This window comes from uncultured Roseibium sp. (assembly GCF_963675095.2).
Taxonomy (GTDB): domain Bacteria; phylum Pseudomonadota; class Alphaproteobacteria; order Rhizobiales; family Stappiaceae; genus Roseibium.
On sequence record NZ_CAXXSJ010000057.1, the window covers coordinates 67,920 to 85,803 of the forward strand.

The 17,884-nt window shown below is 62.8% G+C and carries 14 protein-coding genes; 9 read left to right on the top strand and 5 right to left on the bottom strand.

What is annotated here, in order from left to right; genetic code table 11:
* Positions 1-14 precede the first annotated feature (14 nt).
* From ABIN98_RS22830 to ABIN98_RS22845, 4 genes are all read left to right on the top strand, one after another.
* Positions 15-1,415: a formimidoylglutamate deiminase gene (locus ABIN98_RS22830; RefSeq protein ID WP_346913456.1), complete on the top strand. Its 1,401-nt coding sequence runs from the start codon at positions 15-17 to the stop codon at positions 1,413-1,415.
* Positions 1,412-2,113: a GntR family transcriptional regulator gene (locus ABIN98_RS22835; protein WP_346913458.1), complete on the top strand. Its 702-nt coding sequence runs from the start codon at positions 1,412-1,414 to the stop codon at positions 2,111-2,113. The genes ABIN98_RS22830 and ABIN98_RS22835 overlap by 4 nt, the downstream gene beginning before the upstream one ends.
* Before the next feature lie 160 nt (positions 2,114-2,273).
* On the top strand, positions 2,274-2,636 hold the full coding sequence (locus ABIN98_RS22840; protein WP_346913460.1) for a hypothetical protein: 363 nt from the start codon (positions 2,274-2,276) through the stop codon (positions 2,634-2,636).
* 158 nt (positions 2,637-2,794) lie between these two features.
* Positions 2,795-3,259 (top strand): DUF411 domain-containing protein, encoded by a 465-nt coding sequence (locus tag ABIN98_RS22845; RefSeq protein ID WP_346913462.1) that lies wholly within the window; start codon positions 2,795-2,797, stop codon positions 3,257-3,259.
* Between the two features lie 42 nt (positions 3,260-3,301).
* Here ABIN98_RS22845 and ABIN98_RS22850 read toward each other — a convergent pair whose 3' ends face one another.
* Both ABIN98_RS22850 and ABIN98_RS22855 read right to left on the bottom strand, forming a co-directional pair.
* Positions 3,302-4,366, bottom strand: coding sequence for an acyltransferase family protein (locus ABIN98_RS22850; protein ID WP_346913464.1), 1,065 nt, complete (start codon positions 4,364-4,366; stop codon positions 3,302-3,304).
* A gap of 226 nt (positions 4,367-4,592) precedes the next feature.
* Complete coding sequence (locus ABIN98_RS22855) at positions 4,593-6,875, bottom strand: cytochrome P450/oxidoreductase (RefSeq protein ID WP_346913466.1); 2,283 nt, start codon at positions 6,873-6,875, stop codon at positions 4,593-4,595.
* A gap of 298 nt (positions 6,876-7,173) precedes the next feature.
* Here ABIN98_RS22855 and ABIN98_RS22860 point away from each other — a divergent pair, with 298 nt between their 5' ends.
* From ABIN98_RS22860 to ABIN98_RS22880, 5 genes are all read left to right on the top strand, one after another.
* Positions 7,174-8,367, top strand: a complete 1,194-nt coding sequence (locus ABIN98_RS22860) for an IS481 family transposase (protein ID WP_346913468.1) — start codon at positions 7,174-7,176, stop codon at positions 8,365-8,367.
* 193 nt (positions 8,368-8,560) lie between these two features.
* Positions 8,561-9,253 (top strand): helix-turn-helix domain-containing protein, encoded by a 693-nt coding sequence (locus tag ABIN98_RS22865; protein ID WP_346913470.1) that lies wholly within the window; start codon positions 8,561-8,563, stop codon positions 9,251-9,253.
* A gap of 71 nt (positions 9,254-9,324) precedes the next feature.
* Positions 9,325-10,107, top strand: coding sequence for a pentapeptide repeat-containing protein (locus ABIN98_RS22870; RefSeq protein WP_346913472.1), 783 nt, complete (start codon positions 9,325-9,327; stop codon positions 10,105-10,107).
* 167 nt (positions 10,108-10,274) lie between these two features.
* Positions 10,275-11,072 carry an HAD-IIB family hydrolase gene (locus tag ABIN98_RS22875; RefSeq protein WP_346913474.1) on the top strand — a complete coding sequence of 266 codons (798 nt, stop codon included), beginning with the start codon at positions 10,275-10,277 and terminating at the stop codon, positions 11,070-11,072.
* Positions 11,065-12,309, top strand: coding sequence for a glycosyl transferase (locus ABIN98_RS22880; protein WP_346913476.1), 1,245 nt, complete (start codon positions 11,065-11,067; stop codon positions 12,307-12,309). The genes ABIN98_RS22875 and ABIN98_RS22880 overlap by 8 nt, the downstream gene beginning before the upstream one ends.
* On the opposite strand, the gene ABIN98_RS22885 is transcribed toward ABIN98_RS22880, so the two are convergent.
* The 3 genes from ABIN98_RS22885 to ABIN98_RS22895 all read right to left on the bottom strand — a co-directional run bounded on the left by ABIN98_RS22885 (position 12,293) and on the right by ABIN98_RS22895 (position 17,833).
* Positions 12,293-14,038, bottom strand: a complete 1,746-nt coding sequence (locus ABIN98_RS22885) for an alpha-amylase family glycosyl hydrolase (RefSeq protein WP_346913478.1) — start codon at positions 14,036-14,038, stop codon at positions 12,293-12,295. The two genes, ABIN98_RS22880 and ABIN98_RS22885, sit on opposite strands and share 17 nt — an antisense overlap.
* Positions 14,039-14,185: 147 nt before the next feature.
* Entirely contained in the window at positions 14,186-14,530 is a 345-nt protein-coding gene (locus ABIN98_RS22890; RefSeq protein WP_346913480.1) for a hypothetical protein, read from the bottom strand.
* A 90-nt stretch (positions 14,531-14,620) separates the two neighbouring features.
* On the bottom strand, positions 14,621-17,833 hold the full coding sequence (locus tag ABIN98_RS22895; RefSeq protein WP_346913482.1) for a reductive dehalogenase: 3,213 nt from the start codon (positions 17,831-17,833) through the stop codon (positions 14,621-14,623).
* Between the last annotated feature and the right edge of the window lie 51 nt (positions 17,834-17,884).

Sequence of the window (17,884 nt, forward strand, 5' to 3'; positions counted from 1 at the left end):
CGCGGATGAATGCCATGCAGACGCTTTCCGGTTTTTCAGCCCCCGCCGGCTCGCAGACACTCTTCGCGAACACGGCCCTGACGCCTTCTGGCTGGAAGGAAAACGTGCGCGTGGTGATCGCTCCGGATGGCAGGATCGCGGAAGTTTCGGAAGGCGCTGCACCGGACGGCACCCATGTCGGCACGCTGCTTCCCGCGCCGGTGAACCTGCACAGCCACGCCTTTCAACGCGCCATGGCCGGCATGAGCGAAAGGCGCGGCTCCGAAAGCCGCGACACGTTCTGGACCTGGCGGCAGATCATGTTCCGCTTTCTCGACGTGCTGACCCCGGACGACATCGAGGCAATCGCAGCTTTTGTGCAGATGGAAATGCTGGAGGCGGGCTATTCAACTGTGGCTGAATTCCACTATGTCCACCACCAGCCCGGCGGCACGCCCTATGACAACATCGCCGAACTGTCGGAACGGATCGCAGCCGCAAGCAACGCGACCGGCATCGGCCTGACCCTTCTGCCGGTGCTCTACAGCCAGGGCGGCTGCGACGGCCGGCCGCTCGGCGACGGCCAGATCCGCTTCGGCAATGATTTCGATAGATTTGCGAAGCTGCATGAGGCCGCGGCAAAGGCGGTCGCAACGCTTCCCGGCGATGCGCGGATCGGCGTCGCGCCCCACTCGTTGCGCGCCGTGACACGGGACGACCTCGCCCGCTGCGTGGAGCTCGCCGGCACCGCACCGCTGCACATGCACTTGGCCGAACAGGTCAAGGAAGTCGAGGAGGTCGAGGCCGCCTATGGCAAGCGCCCGGTGGAATGGCTGCTGGACACGCATGACGTCACGAAGAACTGGTGCCTGATCCACTGCACCCAGATGACGGCCGCCGAAACCTCCGGCCTCGCCGCGAGGGGTGCGGTAGCTGGCCTCTGTCCGATCACCGAATCGAGCCTCGGCGACGGCATATTCGATGGGGTGAATTATCTCGCCGCCAACGGCAGGTTCGGCATCGGATCGGACTCCAACATTCGGATTTCACTTTCGGAAGAGCTGCGCACCTTCGAATATTCGCAACGCCTGCGCGACAAGTGCCGGGCCAGTGTCGCCACGCCGGACAAATCCACCGGGCGGGTGCTTTACGAGACCGTGCTTACCGGTGGTGCCCAGGCGGCGGGCCGGGCCTCGGGAGCCCTGGCGCCCGGCCAGTATGCCGACCTGCTCGCCCTTGACGATAGCGCGATCGATCTCGACGGCACCAGGGGTGACGAAACCCTGGACACCTGGATCTTTGCCGGCGACGACCGGATGGTGGCCGACGTCTGGTCCGCGGGGCGGCATGTGGTCACCGGGGGGCGACATCGCGACGGAGACGCGATAAGAGACCGCTACCGCTCAACCATGCGGGCCTTGAGGGAGAAACTTTGACACTTCGCGAAGCCAATTCCTGGATACTGATCCGGGAGGAACTGCTGCGCCGGATCCACGACCGGATCTGGAAGCCGGGCGATCTCATTCCGGGCGAAGCGGAGCTGGCGGAAGAATTCGGCTGCGCCCGCACCACGGTTAACCGGGCTCTCCGCGATCTGGCGGAGACGGGCCTGGTCACACGGCGGCGTAAGGCCGGCACCCGGATCGCCGTCAACCCGCCCCACAAGGCGACCCTGACCATTCCCATCGTGCGTGAGGAAGTCGAGGCGCGCGGCGCCACCTATCGTCATGCGGTGCTGGAACGGGATATCCGCAAACTGCCGCCCCATCTCGGCGGTGCATTCCATCTGCCGGACGGTGCCGACGTCCTGTTTCTGCGCAGCATGCATTATGCGGACGATCAGCCGTTCATCTACGAGGAACGCTACACCAATATCGCGGCCGTGCCGGAAATGGCGAAAGCCGAGTTCAAGGACATCAGCGCCAACGAGTGGCTGGTCCAGACCGCGCCCTACACCGGCGGCGACATGGTATTCTTCGCCGCCAACGCGGATGAGACCCTGAGCACCCATTTCGGCGCCCCGGTCGGCACGGCTCTGTTCGTTGTCGAACGCTCGACCTGGAACGGTGACGAGCCGATCACCCATGTGCGCATGACCTACGCACCGGGCTACCGCATGCGCACCAATCTTTAGCGCCGGCACTGCGCAAGCCTCCCTTACCCGGGCCCGGGGCAACCGATCCGGACATCTGAGAATGCGCTTGACCTTCCACCCGCTGGAACCTTGAATTTAGGATCAGCCTCTTCGAGAGAAGCGGCTGGAATATCCGATCCGCGGAAGCTACCAATTACGAATGCGCAGTTTGTTGACCGCACTCCTGATCCTTGTCGTCGCCGGCATCCATTCGCTGGCGGCACAGAGGACTGTATCCGCATCGCCGTTTGCAGCCGGCATGGAGGCGCATCAGGCTGGCAAGCCGGAGCAGACAATCAAGCCCGCGTCCAGACATGGTCATGAGGCCATGAGCTGCTGCAAGAAGTCGCCCGGGTCGAAGGGGCCGCTGGACGGATCGGCCTGCCCGATGGATTGCCTCGGTCTGGTCGTGACCGTTCCAATGCCTCTCCTTGGAGTATCGGAAACTACCGAAGCGCATTCGATCCACAGGCATCGCCCGATCGTTCTTTACGGGAACGATCCACCTCCAATCGCAGCCTGACATCCTTGCAGATCCTGCCGGCGGAACGACGCCGGTTATCGATTTGTCTCCGTTTTCACAGCGCCGTGCTGAAGCCGGGAAGCATTCACATGCATCCCGTCCCGCGCCGTTGCACAGGCAAATCGAACTCTTCGATACACTCAAGCGAGACAAACAACATGATAAGAACCCATCTCTTCGCAGCCGCGATCCTTGCCGGCTCCCTGTTCTCCCTGCCGGTTCACGCCGGAGACGAAAACACCATCACGGTCTTCAAGTCGCCCTGGTGCGGATGCTGCAAGATCTGGACGGATGCCGTCGAGAAGGCCGGCTACAAGGTGATCGTGAAGGACATGGAAGACCTGACCGCGATCAAGAAACAGGCGGGCATCCCGGACACCATGGAAGCCTGTCACACCGCCGTGATGGGCAACGGCACGAAATATATTCTGGAAGGCCACGTGCCGCTGGAAGCGATCGACAAGATGATGAGCGAACGGCCCGACATTCGTGGACTGGCGGTGCCTGGCATGCCCAGCGGGTCGCTGGGCATGGGCTATGACAAGGACGCGAAATACACGGTCTACGCCCTTGGCCAGACGGCCTCGGAAAGCCCGAAACCCTACTTCCAGGCCGGCCAGTAACGGCGGGTGGGCGAGCCCTTCGGGGCTCGCCTTGGCCCGGCGTCAAATTTTCGAGTTGAAGGTCACGAGCGGTCGCGTGCCGGTGATGTGCGCCCAGGCCGGGCGTTCGATCAGGAAGGTGCCCATGCCTGTTTTCCTGATCAGCCAGTACATCGCGGCCGGGGCTGCAAGCGACGACACCAGGACAAGGGTGCTGAGCGCTCCTGTCTCGGTGATCAGGCCGCTCCACAGGGCGACACCCCGAACGATCGACATGGGGATCGTGAAGGCCAGATAGATAACAAGGGAATGTTCGCCCAGCCACCTGAGCCAATCCATGGCCCGGACCTTCGCCAGTAATGCGCCGGAAACGCACAGGGCCAGGGCGCCGGCAAGCGCAAGGGCAAGATGGAGCGGCGGGAAGGCCGCATAGCCCATCTGCATGCCCATGGGCAGGACCTCGTATCCCGGCGCGAACACAAGAAGGCCGTTCACGAGAGCCCAGGCTGCGAGGGCAAAAAGGGCCTGCCTCGGATGCGCCTCCGCCCAGCCGACAACGCGGAACACCAAGGGCGCGAACAGGTAGCCGGCGTAGAAGAACACGAAATAGGCGGCGAACTGCTGGACGATGTAGCTGGCGGATTCGATCTGCGCCATCTGCAGGACCGCCGCGACGGGCACGACGACCCAGTGCGGAATGCGGACCTGGCGGCACAATTTCACGACCGCGCTGAACACGCCGAGCATGTAGATGAACCACAGGACGCCGTAAGGCTGAACAACCGCCTTGGCCATGTCACGGGTCATGGCCGCAGGTTCGCCCGAGAAGACCCCGACCTTCAGGGCGATCATGATCGCGGCCCAGAGCCCGTAGAAATAGAAGTAGTGAACGACTCTCCGGTCGGCATAAAGGCGCCACGGTCGGTCGAGGACCCTGGACAGGAACAGCCCGGAAATCAGGAAGAACTCCGGCATCCGGAACGGCGTCGCAAAGCCGATGACGTAATGCAGATAGCCAACTTCGCCGGTGTATTCGCCCGTATTATAGGCGGCATACATCATCACCACGAGGATGATGGACAGTCCCTTTGCAATGTCGACCCAGGCTTTCCGGTTCGTATTGGTCATTGGCTTCCGACGCGTGACGGCCGGTTTCCCGGCATGTTGGAAAATTTAACTAAAAATGCCCCAAACCGTAGTTGCGTTCGAGCGAAAGTTGATTTCTTGGTAAAGATCGGGAGCTGCAGGAAGCATCAAGCCGGAATACCGTCAGGCGCAACGGTGCGAATGCCGGAACGGGACTTTTAGAAAGCCCGCCCGGATCCGAAAACCCTGCGTCCGTCAACGAACGCCACTACAGGCCCAGCCTGAGCCGCCCGCCGTTCTTCGCTCTCGAGCAGCAGGCCATCATGCGGGTGTTCTCCGCGCGCTCCGTCCGGCTGAGCACCATGTCCCTGTGTTCCACATCGCCGTCCAACACCTGAACCTCGCAACTGCCGCACAGACCCTCGCAGCAATCACTGGCGACGTCGATGCCGGTCGCGCGGATGGCATCGAGAAGCGTCTGGTCGGCGGCCACCTGCACGGTCAGGCCGGAGTCGCTCAGTTCCACCTCGAAGGCCTGTTCCTTATCCGGGTCGAGGCCGGTGTTGCGGGAAGAGAAATGCTCGAAGCGCAGAGTGCCTTCCGGCAGGCCGGACGTCAGATCCTCCAGCGCGGTAATCATGCGCTCCGGACCGCAGGCGTAGATCCGGCCGCCTTCGGGCAGGGCACCGACAAGAGCCGGCAAGTCCATCCGCTGCCCATCTTCCTTCGCATGGACGATCAAGGCTGCGCCATGATCGCGCGCGGCGCGGTCGAGCAAGGCCATGGAGTTCCGCGATCGGCCTGCGTAGTGCAGCTCGTAAGGCTTGCCGAGCGCCTTCAGACGGTCGGCCATGGCGAGAATCGGGGTAATGCCAATGCCGCCGGCGATGAGCAGGTAATGCTGCGCGTCCTCGTCCAGGCGGAACAGGTTGTGCGGTCCGCGCATCCGGATTTCCATGCCGGGCGTCACCGTGTCGTGGATATAGCGCGATCCGCCCCGCCCTTCGGCCTCGCGCAGGATTGCGACCGTATAGGCGTTGTCGCCCGGCACGCCGCAGAGCGAATACTTGCGGTCGAAGCCGCCTAGGCAAAGCTCGATATGGGCGCCAGGGCTCCAGTTCGGCAAAGCGCGGCCATGAGCATCCTCGACGGTCAGCTGAACGATCTTGTCGGCGACGATTTCGACGTCGGTGACCCGGATCCTGCGGGCAATGTCCTTGCGCGCCGGCGCGCCGACCGGGAACTCCAATGTGTGGTCCAGCAGGCCGGGATCGCGGCGTTCCGGATTATCCGCAGGGTCCCATTCGACCCAGAGATGATCGGGACCGCGGAAGGAAGTGTTGGGCAGATAGCTGAACTCCTGTTCGGCGAGACGCAGATGGGGCAGCCGGCGGCTCACTTCCTCCAGGAAGATGCGCATTTCCATGCGGCCGATGTTCTTGCCCATGCACTGGTGGGCGCCATAGCCGAAAGTCAGGTGGTCGACCGCGTTGTCGCGGTAGATGTCGAAGGTATCGCCGTCCTCGAAATGGCGTTCGTCCTGATTGGCCGACGCCTGCACGATCAGGAGCTTCGCGCCTTCCGGCAGGTCGACATCGCCCACCCGCGCCGGTCCCGTGGTCTGGCGGCGCCAGGCGACGATGGAGCCGGCATAGCGCAGGCATTCCTCGACCGCATTGGGGATCAGGGACGGATCGGCGCAGATATCGTCCCAGGCGTCGCGGTGGCTGAGCAGGGTCTTGAACATGTTGGTGGAGGCCAGCGAGGTCGTCTCGTGGGCGGCGACGATGATCGCCATCATCATGGAATGGACGTAGCTGTCCGGCACCACGTCGGGCATCTCGGCGTTCTTGCGGATGGTCTCGTGCATCCAGCCCTGGCCGTCCGGTTCCGCCTTCATCTTTTCGATGACCGAGCCGGCATATTGCCAGAACTTGCCGACCGAATGGGCCACCTCGATCTGCTTTTCCGGCGTTGGCTTGCCCCAGGTGTTGACCGAATGGGCGAGGGAGAAGTTGCGCAGGACGGCGATCTCGTCCTCGGGCACGCCGAGGAAATGCAGCGCCACGTTCAACGGCACCTCGTAAAGCATGGCGTCGACCAGATCGACCCGGCCGCTATCGATGAAGGCGTCCACCTTCTCGCGGGTCAGGCGGCGGATCATTTCCTGGTTCGCCTCGAGGTTTTCCGGCAGGAAGTGACCGATCAGGGCGCGGCGGCGCTCCATATGCGCCGGCTCGTCCTCGTTCACCATGGTGCGGTTCATGGCGTAGCCGTAGCCCTTCAGCACCTCCATGGCTTCGGGGATCGCCGGCGAGATCTTTTCCAGCACGTTCTTGGGCGAGAACAGGATGTTGTCGCGGAAGACGGCCTTGATATCGTCGTAACGGCTGACGATCCAGTAGCCGAGCTTCGGGCTGTAGAACACCGGCAATTGATCCCGCGACCAGCGCAGCGCCTCGGCCGGATCGACCTGGTAGGGCCCCTCGAAAGCATCGAAATTGGCGGCAAGCTCCGACACCGGACAGCCGGAACCTTCTTGCTCGCTCATCGGACAGCCGCCCCGATTGCTCCCGATACCCCCGGCCATTTCCGCCATTTTCTCCTCCCTCAAAAAAATTTGTCTCGATTATCGCACATATTTGTTTTATTATCGCACATACTGAACCGAACGGCAATCTGCGGATCGCGCGGGTAGCAATCAGATGGCACGAAAACGTCCCTTGCTCCCGTCTCCCCCCTTGAGGGGGAGATGTCGGCGTGGGTATGAACCGGTATGATGGGTAACAGTTCTATCCGGGAGGATGGGTAACAGGTCAGACTTACGCCGAACGAGGGAGGTTCGGGGTATGGGATTTCGGGAGACCTGTGCGATGGAAGAGCGTGTCCGGTTCTGCGTTTCGGTTGAAAGCGGAGAGGTGTCGATGTCGGAGCTTTGCCGTCAGTTCGGGATCAGCCGGAAGACCGGTTATGAGGTACTGAGGCGTTGGCGTTCGGGTGGCGCGGCGGCTTTGGCACCGCGCAGTCACGCCCCGCATCATTGTCCGCATGCGCTTGCGGAGACATCCCGGGAGGCGGTGCTTGCGTTGCGCCGGCGATATCCAAGCTGGGGTCCGAAGAAACTGTGTGCCTTTCTTCAGGCGCATGCCGATCCGGTGATTGTGGTTCCGGCTGCTTCGACGATCGGCGAGTTGCTGCGCCGGGAAGGCTTGAGCGTTGCACGCAAACGCCGCCGCCGCGCGCCGCCTTGTTCGGTGTCTCCCTTTGCCCAGGCCCAGCCCAACGACGTGTGGAGCATGGACTTCAAGGGCTGGTTCCGGACCGGTGACGGTCGCCGCTGCGATCCCTTCACGCTGCAGGACCAGGCGAGCCGCTATCTCTTGCGGGTGGTTGCCGTCCCCCGTCCCGACACGACCCATGTCTGGTCCGTTCTGGAGGCAGCCTTCCGCGAGTTCGGCCTGCCACGGGCCATCCGTTCCGACAATGGGGCGCCCTTCGCCTCGGCCGGAGCTGCCGGCCTGTCGGGTCTGTCAGTCCAGCTCATCAAGGCTGGCGTTCATCCTGAACGCATTGCCCCGGCCTCGCCGCAGCAGAACGGCCGGCTGGAGCGCCTGCACAGAACCTTGAAGGATGAAACCGCCAATCCGCCCGCGGCCAACCTGAAGGCTCAGGCCGACCGATTTGTCCGCTTTCGGCAGACCTACAATGAAGAGCGTCCGCATGAGGCACTCGGCATGGCAACCCCGGCAGCCGCCTATACAGACTCATCAAGACCCTGGAGCGGCAGGCTGAGATCGCCCGACTATGATCAAGGAACATGCGTGCGCAGGGTGCGCCAGAACGGCGAAATCAAGTGGCGCGGCGGCACCGTTTATGTCTCCATGGCCCTCGTCGGAGAGCCGGTCAGCATTGAAGAAGCCGACACCGGGCAGCTTGAACTCCGTTACGGACCGGTATTCATCGGCTACATCACAGAAGACCTAAAACTGCGGTGGCCCACACGAGGCAGAAAAACAAAAACTGTTACCCATCCTCCCGGATAGAACTGTTACCTATCATCCGGGTTGCACACCGGCGAACAGCCGGCAGAGGGGGGTGACGACCTTCACCGCAAATGCCGTGCGTTGATAGATAGACTGCATACCCCCCTCTGTCCCCTGACGGGGACATCTCCCCCTCAAGGGGGGAGAGGGGGCGCATGCCGATAGGATCGAAAGCAAAGAGCTGAGAGCCGGTATGGAAACAACCCGACTGCAAACCCTGGACCGGGGCCTGATCGCCCTGCGTGCGGTGGCGGAAAGCCGTGAGGGAATAAAGATTTCCGAACTGGCGAAGACGCTTGGCGTGCACCGGGCCATCGCCTACCGGATTGCCGGCACGCTGGAGGCGCACCAGATGGTCTACCGGCTGCCGGACGGGCGGCTGATCCTGGGCAGCGGCATTTTCGCCCTTGGCGCCACCGCCGACACCCCGCTTAAAAACCTGGCGCGCCCGGTCATCGAGAAGCTCGCCGATGCTGCCGGAGCGACCGCGTTCCTGTGTCTTGCGCAAGGGGACGAGGGCGTTGCCATTCTCGTTGCCGAACCGCGCGACACGTTTCTCAACATCCACTACCGGCTCGGCACGCGCCATCCGCTCAACCGGGGGGCTGCCGGCATCGCGATCCTCGCCGGCCGGCCTCCGGCCGATGACGAGCCGGAAGCGGTCACTCGTGCGCGCGCAGACGGCTATAGCGTCACAAGAGGCGAATTGCAGACCGGTGCGGTCGGTGTCGCCAGCCCGCTCAAGCTCACCGGCCCCGGACTGCCGGGTCTCGAATGTTCCATCGGTGTCGTCGCCCTGGAGGGGCTGGAAACGGACACGACCGCGCGGCTGGTGCGGGAGAGTGCGGATACGCTGCAACGGCAAATGGGGTCCGGCGCTTCGTAGATCAGATCTCCGTGATCGGCATGGACCATCCCTACCGGTGGCCTAGTTACGCTGGTGGGAGGACGATAAACATGCCTATCAGGCTTGCCTTTGTCGCAGTGGCGCTGACCTTGTCGGAACCAGCCGCCGCACAGTCGCTCATGTCCGGGATCGACCTGACCTCGCCGGCGATGACCGAGGCGGACATGACCCGTACCGATGTAGAGGCGCGCCTCGCCGAACATCCGGGCGCGGCGGTGTTCGATCATGCCCGGCTCAACGGACTCGACCTGTCCGGGCTCGACTTTCAAGGTGCAAGCCTTCGCGGGGCACGGCTGAACGGCACGAACCTCAGCGGCGCGCGTCTGGACGGAGTTGTGCTCGACCAGGCCTGGGCGCTCAAAGCGCGTCTCGATGGGGCGAGCCTCAAGGGTGCGCACCTGTTCCAGACCCAGCTTCAGGACGCCTCGCTCCGGGACGCGGATCTCACGCAAGCCCGCGCACCTGCCAATTTCTCCCGGGCCGACCTGACTGGCGCCCGGTTCACCGGAGCCGATCTCGGGGCCGACCTGAAGAACCAGTCCATGGGCCTGATGCGCGCGGACCTGACCAGCGCAAAGGCCGAGGGCGCCGACTTTTCGGACGTGAATCTGTTGCGCGCGGTCATTGAGTTCGCCGACCTGAAAGGCGCGCATCTGGACGGTGCGAACCTCACAACCGCATCGCTCGCCGGTGCGAACCTGACCGGAGCCTCGGTCGCAGGGGCCGATTTCACCGATACCGATGTGGCATCGGCCCGCCTCGTGGACCTGAAAGGGCTCGACGAGACGCAGCTTGAGGCTGCCCGGAACGTGGCCCGCGCGATCACCAGGTAACAGCGACGGCCAAAGCCTGCGATCGGGCGCAGCCGTACACCGGACCCTGGCAGAGCCAAGGCTGAGGCAATTTCCTAAACCCTCCCTGAGGGCATAGCCTCGCCTGAATGGAATCGGCTAGTCTTTTCCGGTCAGTCACTTATCCTATGGAACCAGCTCGGGTCGAAATGGTGCGTCTACTCGTCTTCACGGATCTGGATGGAACCCTCCTCGACCATGCCACGTATTCTTATGATCCCGCCAAGCCGGCCCTTCGGGCATTGCGCGATCTTGCCGTTCCGCTAGTGCTTGCGAGCAGCAAGACCGGGGCCGAGATCGCCCGTCTGCATGACGAGTTGAAGCTCGGCAACAGTCCAGCAATCGTTGAAAACGGGGCCGGTATCTACACGCCGGGCGGGCCCGCTTCCGGCGACCGCTCCGACTATCTGAAGATCCGGCAAGCCCTCACCGACTTGCCGCGCGATCTGTCCCTGCCCTTCAGGGGCTTCGGTGACATGAGCGACGAGGATGTTGCCGAGGCAACCGGCCTTCCACTGGACCAGGCCCGGCTTGCGCGGATGCGCTGTCATTCCGAGCCCGGCCTGTGGTCCGGAACCGATGCGGACCAGACCCAGTTTCTGGAGACGTTGCAAGCGCAAGGGATCGTCGCCCGACGTGGCGGCCGGTTCCTGACGCTTTCCCTGGGCCGGACTAAAGCCGATGCCATGAAAGAAATCACCGTCTGCCTGCAGGCGGACGTGACGATCGCGCTTGGAGATGCACCGAACGATGCGGAAATGCTGGCCGCGGCAGATCACGGTGTCGTGGTGCGCAATGATCACGCGCCGCCGATGCCGGACATTGCGGGTGAGGCCACAGGCCGCATCCTGCGGACGACACTTCCCGGCCCGTCGGGCTGGAATGCGGCTATTCTGGACTTGATTGAGAACCTCGGGCTAACGCGGGAAGAGAAAAACCATGGCTGACTTCCATCAAAACGGCAACATTGCCCAGTTCCACAATCTGCGCTGCCGGCCGATCGAGGAGCTGGTCTACGAGCTGGAAGCTTTCGCGCAGACCCGGAAGATCACCCTTATCCTGCCGTCGCTTTATTCCGAACTCGAAGAGACGGCGCTCGCCAACATCGTCGAGGAACTGTCGAAGGTCACCTACCTGCACCGCATCGTCATCGGGCTCGACCGGGCGACCGAAACCCAGTTCCGAATGGCCCAGGACTTCTTCTCCAAATTGCCGCAGAACCACGTGGTACTGTGGAATGACTCGCCGCGCATGAAGGCCTTCGAGGACAAGCTGGTCGGGCTCGGGCTCCAGCCGATCGAGCCCGGCAAGGGCAAGAACGTGTGGACCTGCATGGGCTACCTGATCGCCTGCGCGGATTCCTCCGTCATGGCGATCCATGACTGCGATATCCTGACCTACGATCGCGAGATGCTCGCCCGCCTGGTCTATCCGGTCGCCAACCCGCATTTTTCCTATCAGCTGTCGAAAGGCTTCTATCCACGCGTCGGCGGCGGCAAGCTGAACGGACGGGTGACGCGCCTGCTCGTCAGCCCGCTGCTCATCTCGCTCAAGAAGGTGATCGGCGACCGGGACTACCTCGACTACCTGCGCAGCTTCCGTTACCCGCTGTCGGGAGAATTCGCGCTGCGCATGTCGATCCTGCCGGACCTGCGCATCCCGTCCGACTGGGGGCTCGAAATCGGTATCCTGTCGGAGGCGTGGCGCAATCTCGGACCCCACTCGGTCTGCCAGGTGGAGATCGCCGATGCCTATGACCACAAGCATCAGTCGGTGAGTGCCGAAGAGGCCAGCAGCGGCCTGAACCGGATGTCGACGGATATCTGCAAGGCGATCTTCCGCAAGCTGGCGGCCGACGGCACCGTCTTCACCAGCAACACCTTCCGCACCCTGAAGGCGACCTATTACCGGCGCGCGCTCGACATGCTGGAAGTCTACGACCACGACGCCAAGATGAACGGGCTGACCATCGACCGGCATGCGGAAGAACAGACCATCGAGCTGTTCGCCGACAACATCATCCGCGCCGGTCAGGTGTTCCTCGACAGCCCGCAGGAAACACCGTTCATCGCCAACTGGAACCGCATCCATGCGGCCGATCCGATGCTGCTGTCGGACCTCAAGGCCGCGGTGGCGGCGGACGCCGAAGAGTTCGCTCCGGTCCCGTTCAGTGCAGGTTCGTGATCCAGCGGCACTGATAGGGCGCCAGGGTCACCGTTTCCTGCCCGGCCGGGATGTGTTCGCCCGTCAGCAGATCCAGCCAGTGCTCGTCCTCGATCAGGTTCAACGTGGCGACGGGAACCTCCACCGTATCCGCACTGACGTTGTGCAGGGCGAAGATCGACTGGCTGCGATCCAGTGACTGACGCCAGATGCCGAAGACGCGATCGTCCAGCATCAGGGTGAACTGGGTCGCATTGGGGTGGAAAGCCGGCTGTTCGGCGCGCATCCGCAGACGCTCCGACAAGGCCGACAGGACCCGGACCTGATCGGAATCCGGATCGGCGAGCCTTGCGCGCAGGGTCGGATAATCCCAGCGATGCCGGTTGATGGCCCGGTTCATGCCGCGCCGCTCCACACCTTCGAGATCGTTCGGCGTGGCCAGCATCGAATGGATATAGAGCGCCGGGATCCCCTCCAGGGACATGACGATCGTCTGCGAACAGACGAAGCGCTCGATCTGGTAATCGTCCTCGCCTTCGAAGGTCCGGCCCATGGCGGAGAAGAACGCGGTGTTGAGTTCGTAGACGGACTGACCGCCGTCCGGCAGGGCACGCATGGAGGCAAGGCCCCCCGCCTCCTTGACCGTTTCGATCACGCGGGCGATCTCGTCGTCGGGCAGCAGGCCCTCGACCGGGCGCATGCCGACGCCGTCGTGGCTGGCGGCAAAATTCAGATAGGCGCAGCCCAGCGGCGCCGGTGGCATGGCGCGCTGCCAGCTGCGGATATGTTTCGCCGAGCCCGACAGCATCGCATGCAGGATCAGCGGCGGAAGCGGGAAGTTATAAATCGCATGCGCTTCGTTGCGCTGGCCGAAATAGCTGAGATTTTCCGCCTTGGGCACGTTGGTCTCGGTCAGGAGAACAACCGTTTCCGTCGCATAGTCCGCCAGCAACCGGAGCAACTGTACGATCGCATGGGTCTTCGGCATATGGATCGAAGGCGTACCCGGCTCCTTCCAGATGAAGGCGACCGCATCCAGCCGGATAATCCGCACGCCCTCATCGATATGCAGACGGATGATCCGCAGGATTTCAAGCAGCACTTCCGGATTGCGGAAATCGAGATCGACCTGATCGTGGCTGAAGGTGCACCAGACATGGCGCGGTCCGCGGGAGGTATCCACCTCGCGCAGGAGCGGCGTGGTGCGTGGCCGGACCACCATGGACAGGTCCTCGTCGGGCGAGGCTTCGAAGAAGAACTTGTCGTAGGGCTCCTGACCCTGCCGGTAGGCATTGAACCAGGTCCCCTGGCTCGACACATGGTTCAAGACCAGATCCGACATCAGGTGAAACGACTTGCCGATCCGCTCGATGTCCGCCCACTCGCCCAGAGACGGGTTGACCTTCCGATAGTCGGTCACGGCAAAACCGTCATCGGAGGTAAAGGGGAAGAACGGCAGGATGTGAACGCCGCTGACGACGCCCTTCATATGCTCCAGCAGAAAATCGTAGAGAAGGTCCAGCGGCTTGTGCACACCGTCGATCAGCGTGTCACCATAGGTGATGACCATCGCGTCCTTTTCCGACCAGAGCGAATTGGCCGGCTGACGCGGCCGCTTCCTGCAATGGGCGCCCTCGGGCCAGAAAGCCTCGAAAACCTTGTCCGTGAGATCCTGGGCATCGGCATCGAAATAGATGCGGGAAAGCAGCGCGGTCAGGCGCGAACTCAAGGACGCTGGTTTATTCGGCATGAACTCAAACGGCTCCGCAATGGGCAATAACAATGTTCAAGGTCTAACCGAGCAAAAGAATCGATCAAGCCTTGCAAGTGAACAAAAATGCGGCAGCGCCCGGGAAAAGCAATTATACGCCATCTCGCAAATCAATGGCAGGCGATCTCAGTCAGAGGGCGCGTAAGCCCGGTTCAGCAGAAAATATTTGGCCGCATCGCATAACGCCTCCAGGGAGGTGCTGTTGCCGTTCTCCTCGGCGTATCTTTTCACGGATTTCAGAGAGAACAGTTCGACCTCCCAATTGTAGTCCCTGCCGTCAAAAGTCAGGAACTCGTCATCGTTTTCAAGGTAGGGATCGATATCCAAAACGATAACGTCGTCGGCGCATGTATCTTCCGGGGTCAAGCGGTAGGCGATCAAGTTATATCCATTCAGATCGTCGATCTCGCTCATTACCGTCCGAAGGTCTGTCACCTTGTAGGAATGCACGCCCGGTTCATCGATGTTCATTGGTCACGCCCCTCTCAGCCAGATGCGGGAGCTTACGCTAGAGATGCTGCGCAGCATTTCAAGCTGAACATCCGCAGCAAACGAACACCCTTACAAATCGATCTCGATCACTCCGCCCTCGTCCTTCGCCCGGCTCTGGCAGAGGATGATCGACGTCTCGCGCTGTTTCTTTGACAGTACGAAATCGCGGTGCTCGACCTCGCCGGAGACGAGGCCGCATTTGCAGACGCCGCAGATGCCGTCGGAGCATTTGATGTCGATGTGGAAGCCGTTGGCGTTGAGGACATCGGCGGCAGTGTGATCCTCCGGGACCAGCAGCTCGCGGCCGTCCTTCAGCTTCAGGATGAAGTCGTGGTTCACGTAGTCCGGCTGTTCCGGAACGGAGAAATATTCCAGGTGCCGCGCCTCTTCCGGGAAGCCCTGGCGGGTGGCCGCGTCGATGACGCCGGTCATGTAGCGGTCAGGCCCACAGGTGTAGACATGCCAGCCGTCGCGATAGCCGTTCAGGACCGCATCCAGATCGGCGCGGGTGCCCTCGTCGGAGAAATGGGTGCTGACCTTGTCGGCCCAGGGAACCTTCGGCAGATCTTCCAGGAAGCCGGCGCTGTCCTTCCGGCTTGCCGAATAATGCAGTTCGAAGTCCTTGCCGAGCGCATGGAGGCGGTGGGCGAAGGCGATCATCGGGGTGATGCCGATGCCGCCGCCCATGAGGAAGCTCTTGGTCGCCGTCTCGTCCAGTTCGAAATGGTTGATCGGCCTTGAGATGAAGATCTTGCGGCCTTCGGAAAAGATCCGGTGCATCAGTTTGGAACCGCCGCGGCCATTGTCCTCGCGCAGCACCGCGATCTGGTAGGTTGACCGGTCGGCCGGATCGCCGGACATGGAATACTGGCGCAGGAATTCCGGGGCGACGACGATGTCGAGATGGGCGCCCGCGGTCCATTCGGGCAGGTCGCTGCCGTCGAGGGTACGGAACTCGTACTTGGTGACGTCCGGCGTCATCTTCTCGACCTTTGAGACCTCGACCCGGATCACCGGACTGTCGCCGTCGTTGACGTAGCGATGGATTACGGACGCATCGCCGGAGGCCAGACGCTCCTGATATTCCTCCGCCGTCACCATCGCCTGATAGGCCTCGATGCCCTCCTCCCGGTCCATGGGGAACGGATAGGGCCAGGGGTGCGGGGCGAGCGGCGCCGGGTAGACGGCCATGGTCTGGTCCTCGTATTTCAGGTCCAGATCCTTCTGCAGGTCGCGGCGGTTGAGCGGATGTTTGGTCGGCCGGTAGGCGCCGTCTTCCTCCAGCTCGATGTCCCACCACCATTTCTTCACGTCGTTCAACCCGCCGTTGCCGACCGCGTCATCCAGCTTCGCCAGCAGGGGGGCTGCGGCGGGAATGTTCGACGCGGCCCAGCGGAACGGGGCTTCGGCGAACAGGCCCTCCAGGTTCCACGGACAGGTCTTCATGCAGCGGCCGCACATGGCGCCGCCCGGGGTGGTGATGCGGTAGGTGGCGCATTTCTGGCTGTCGGATTTCCAGATCTCGTAGCCGTTGAACATCAGCTTCGGCCCGGCGGTGATTGCGCCTGACGGGCATTCGCGGGCGCATTTGTTGCAGTTCTCGCAGAAGTTCTGCAGGCCGAAGTCGATCGGCCGGTCATGGGCCATGGGCATATCGGTGGTGACCACGCCGGACTTGAGCCGCGGCCCGAGATATGGGTTCAGGATCACCTCGCCGATGCGGCTGACCTCGCCGAGACCGGAGAGCAGCAGAAGTGGCGGCTGCAGCACCTCGCCGTCCATCACCGTGTGCGCCTTGGCCTTGTAGCCGAGATTGCGGATGTGCTTGGCGATGACGCCGCCGAGCAGGGAGAAGCGCAGATAGGCGCGCATGGACTGGGCGACGGAAATCCAGTCGTCGCCGGAGGCGCCCTCCATGGTCTCGTAACCCTGGTCGATGATCATCGACACCGCCTGATCATGAGGCGGGTCGAGCGGTTCGCCGGCCGCATCGTGGGAATACCAGCTCCAGTCCGGACAGCGGGACAGGCCGACCGCGTCGACGCCGAGGAAATAGGTCGCCGCCTTGATGTTGGCGGCGTTGCGTTCCGCGTCCGCGGGCTTCGCGCCGTCCGGGTTCGCCGGTCCGTCCTGCAGCAGAACGAAGGCGCCGAGCGCGCGCCGCTGGGCGAAACTGGGCGCCGCCTTGCGGGCATAGTGTCCGCCCTTGGCGCCGTCCTGGCAGGGTTTGCCCATGTCGCCGAACTGGGCGCGGGCAAACATGTCGGCGCGCTTGGGGACCCGGGCCACATTGGCCTCGTCGATATAGGTGGTCGGCGTGTCGACCCGCTTCAGCTTTTCGAACGGATGAGCGCCGGCCACATAATCCCGGGTCGCATACGGGTCGCGGTTGAAGGCGTTCTTGGCAAAGCCCTTGCCGAGCCACCATGCGGGGCCAAGCGTTTTGAACCAGGGCTGCTTTCCCATCGGAACCAGCGGCGCGTCATGGGCGATCTCCATTTCCGTGGTGATCGCCGCAAGCGAAAACCGGGTGCCGAGCCAGGGCGCCACCAACGCGCCGTCTTCCGCGCTCACCAGACCGGCGGCGACCGCCAGCTTGCCGAGATCCACATCGGAAGAGCTTGCGGTATGGGCACGAGCGTCGAAGCCGAGCAGGCGGATGTAGTTGGCGATCACCACCGCGGTCTCCGTCGCCCTCAGGGCGCCGCGATGGGCCTGGGCATCCAGGATCCAGTCGGCGCCGGCTTCGTCCGGATTCGGATCGCGGAAATGCTCGTAGAGAAAGACGATCGCGTGCCTGTGGCCGTCGATATCGCGCGGCGGGGCTTCCATGCTTTCTTTCAGGTCCGCCATGATCATGTCGATGCCGGAGGCAAGCGTCTTGGTCTGGCGGGTCTTCAGGTCATGGGCGAGCCGGTCGATATCCGGGTTGCGGAACGGTTCGGCAAGCAGCGCCTCTTGGGGCAGAGGACCGGTGCCGATCATGGAGGCGTCGCTGAAATAGCCGAAGGCCTTCAGGTGATTGGTGCGTTCCTGCGGGTCCGTGGGGATCTCCGATTGGGTCCTGTTGACCAACCCATCGCGGATCGCGTCCATCATCGCCTGGTATTCGCCCATGGCGTTGACGATGCTTTCCGGTGTCTCTGGCCGGTGGAAGCTGAGCGGCCGCATCGCCGGCACGGCGGAGAGATCCGGCAGCGCGGTCTGGCGCCTCAGGCGTTCAAGCGGATAGGGACCGAGATGAACCGGACGGTTCCTGTCGGAAAAAAACCTGATCCCCATGCGCACTTTCCTCCGCTTTCGGCCATTCCGGCCTTCTTCACTCTACGCACT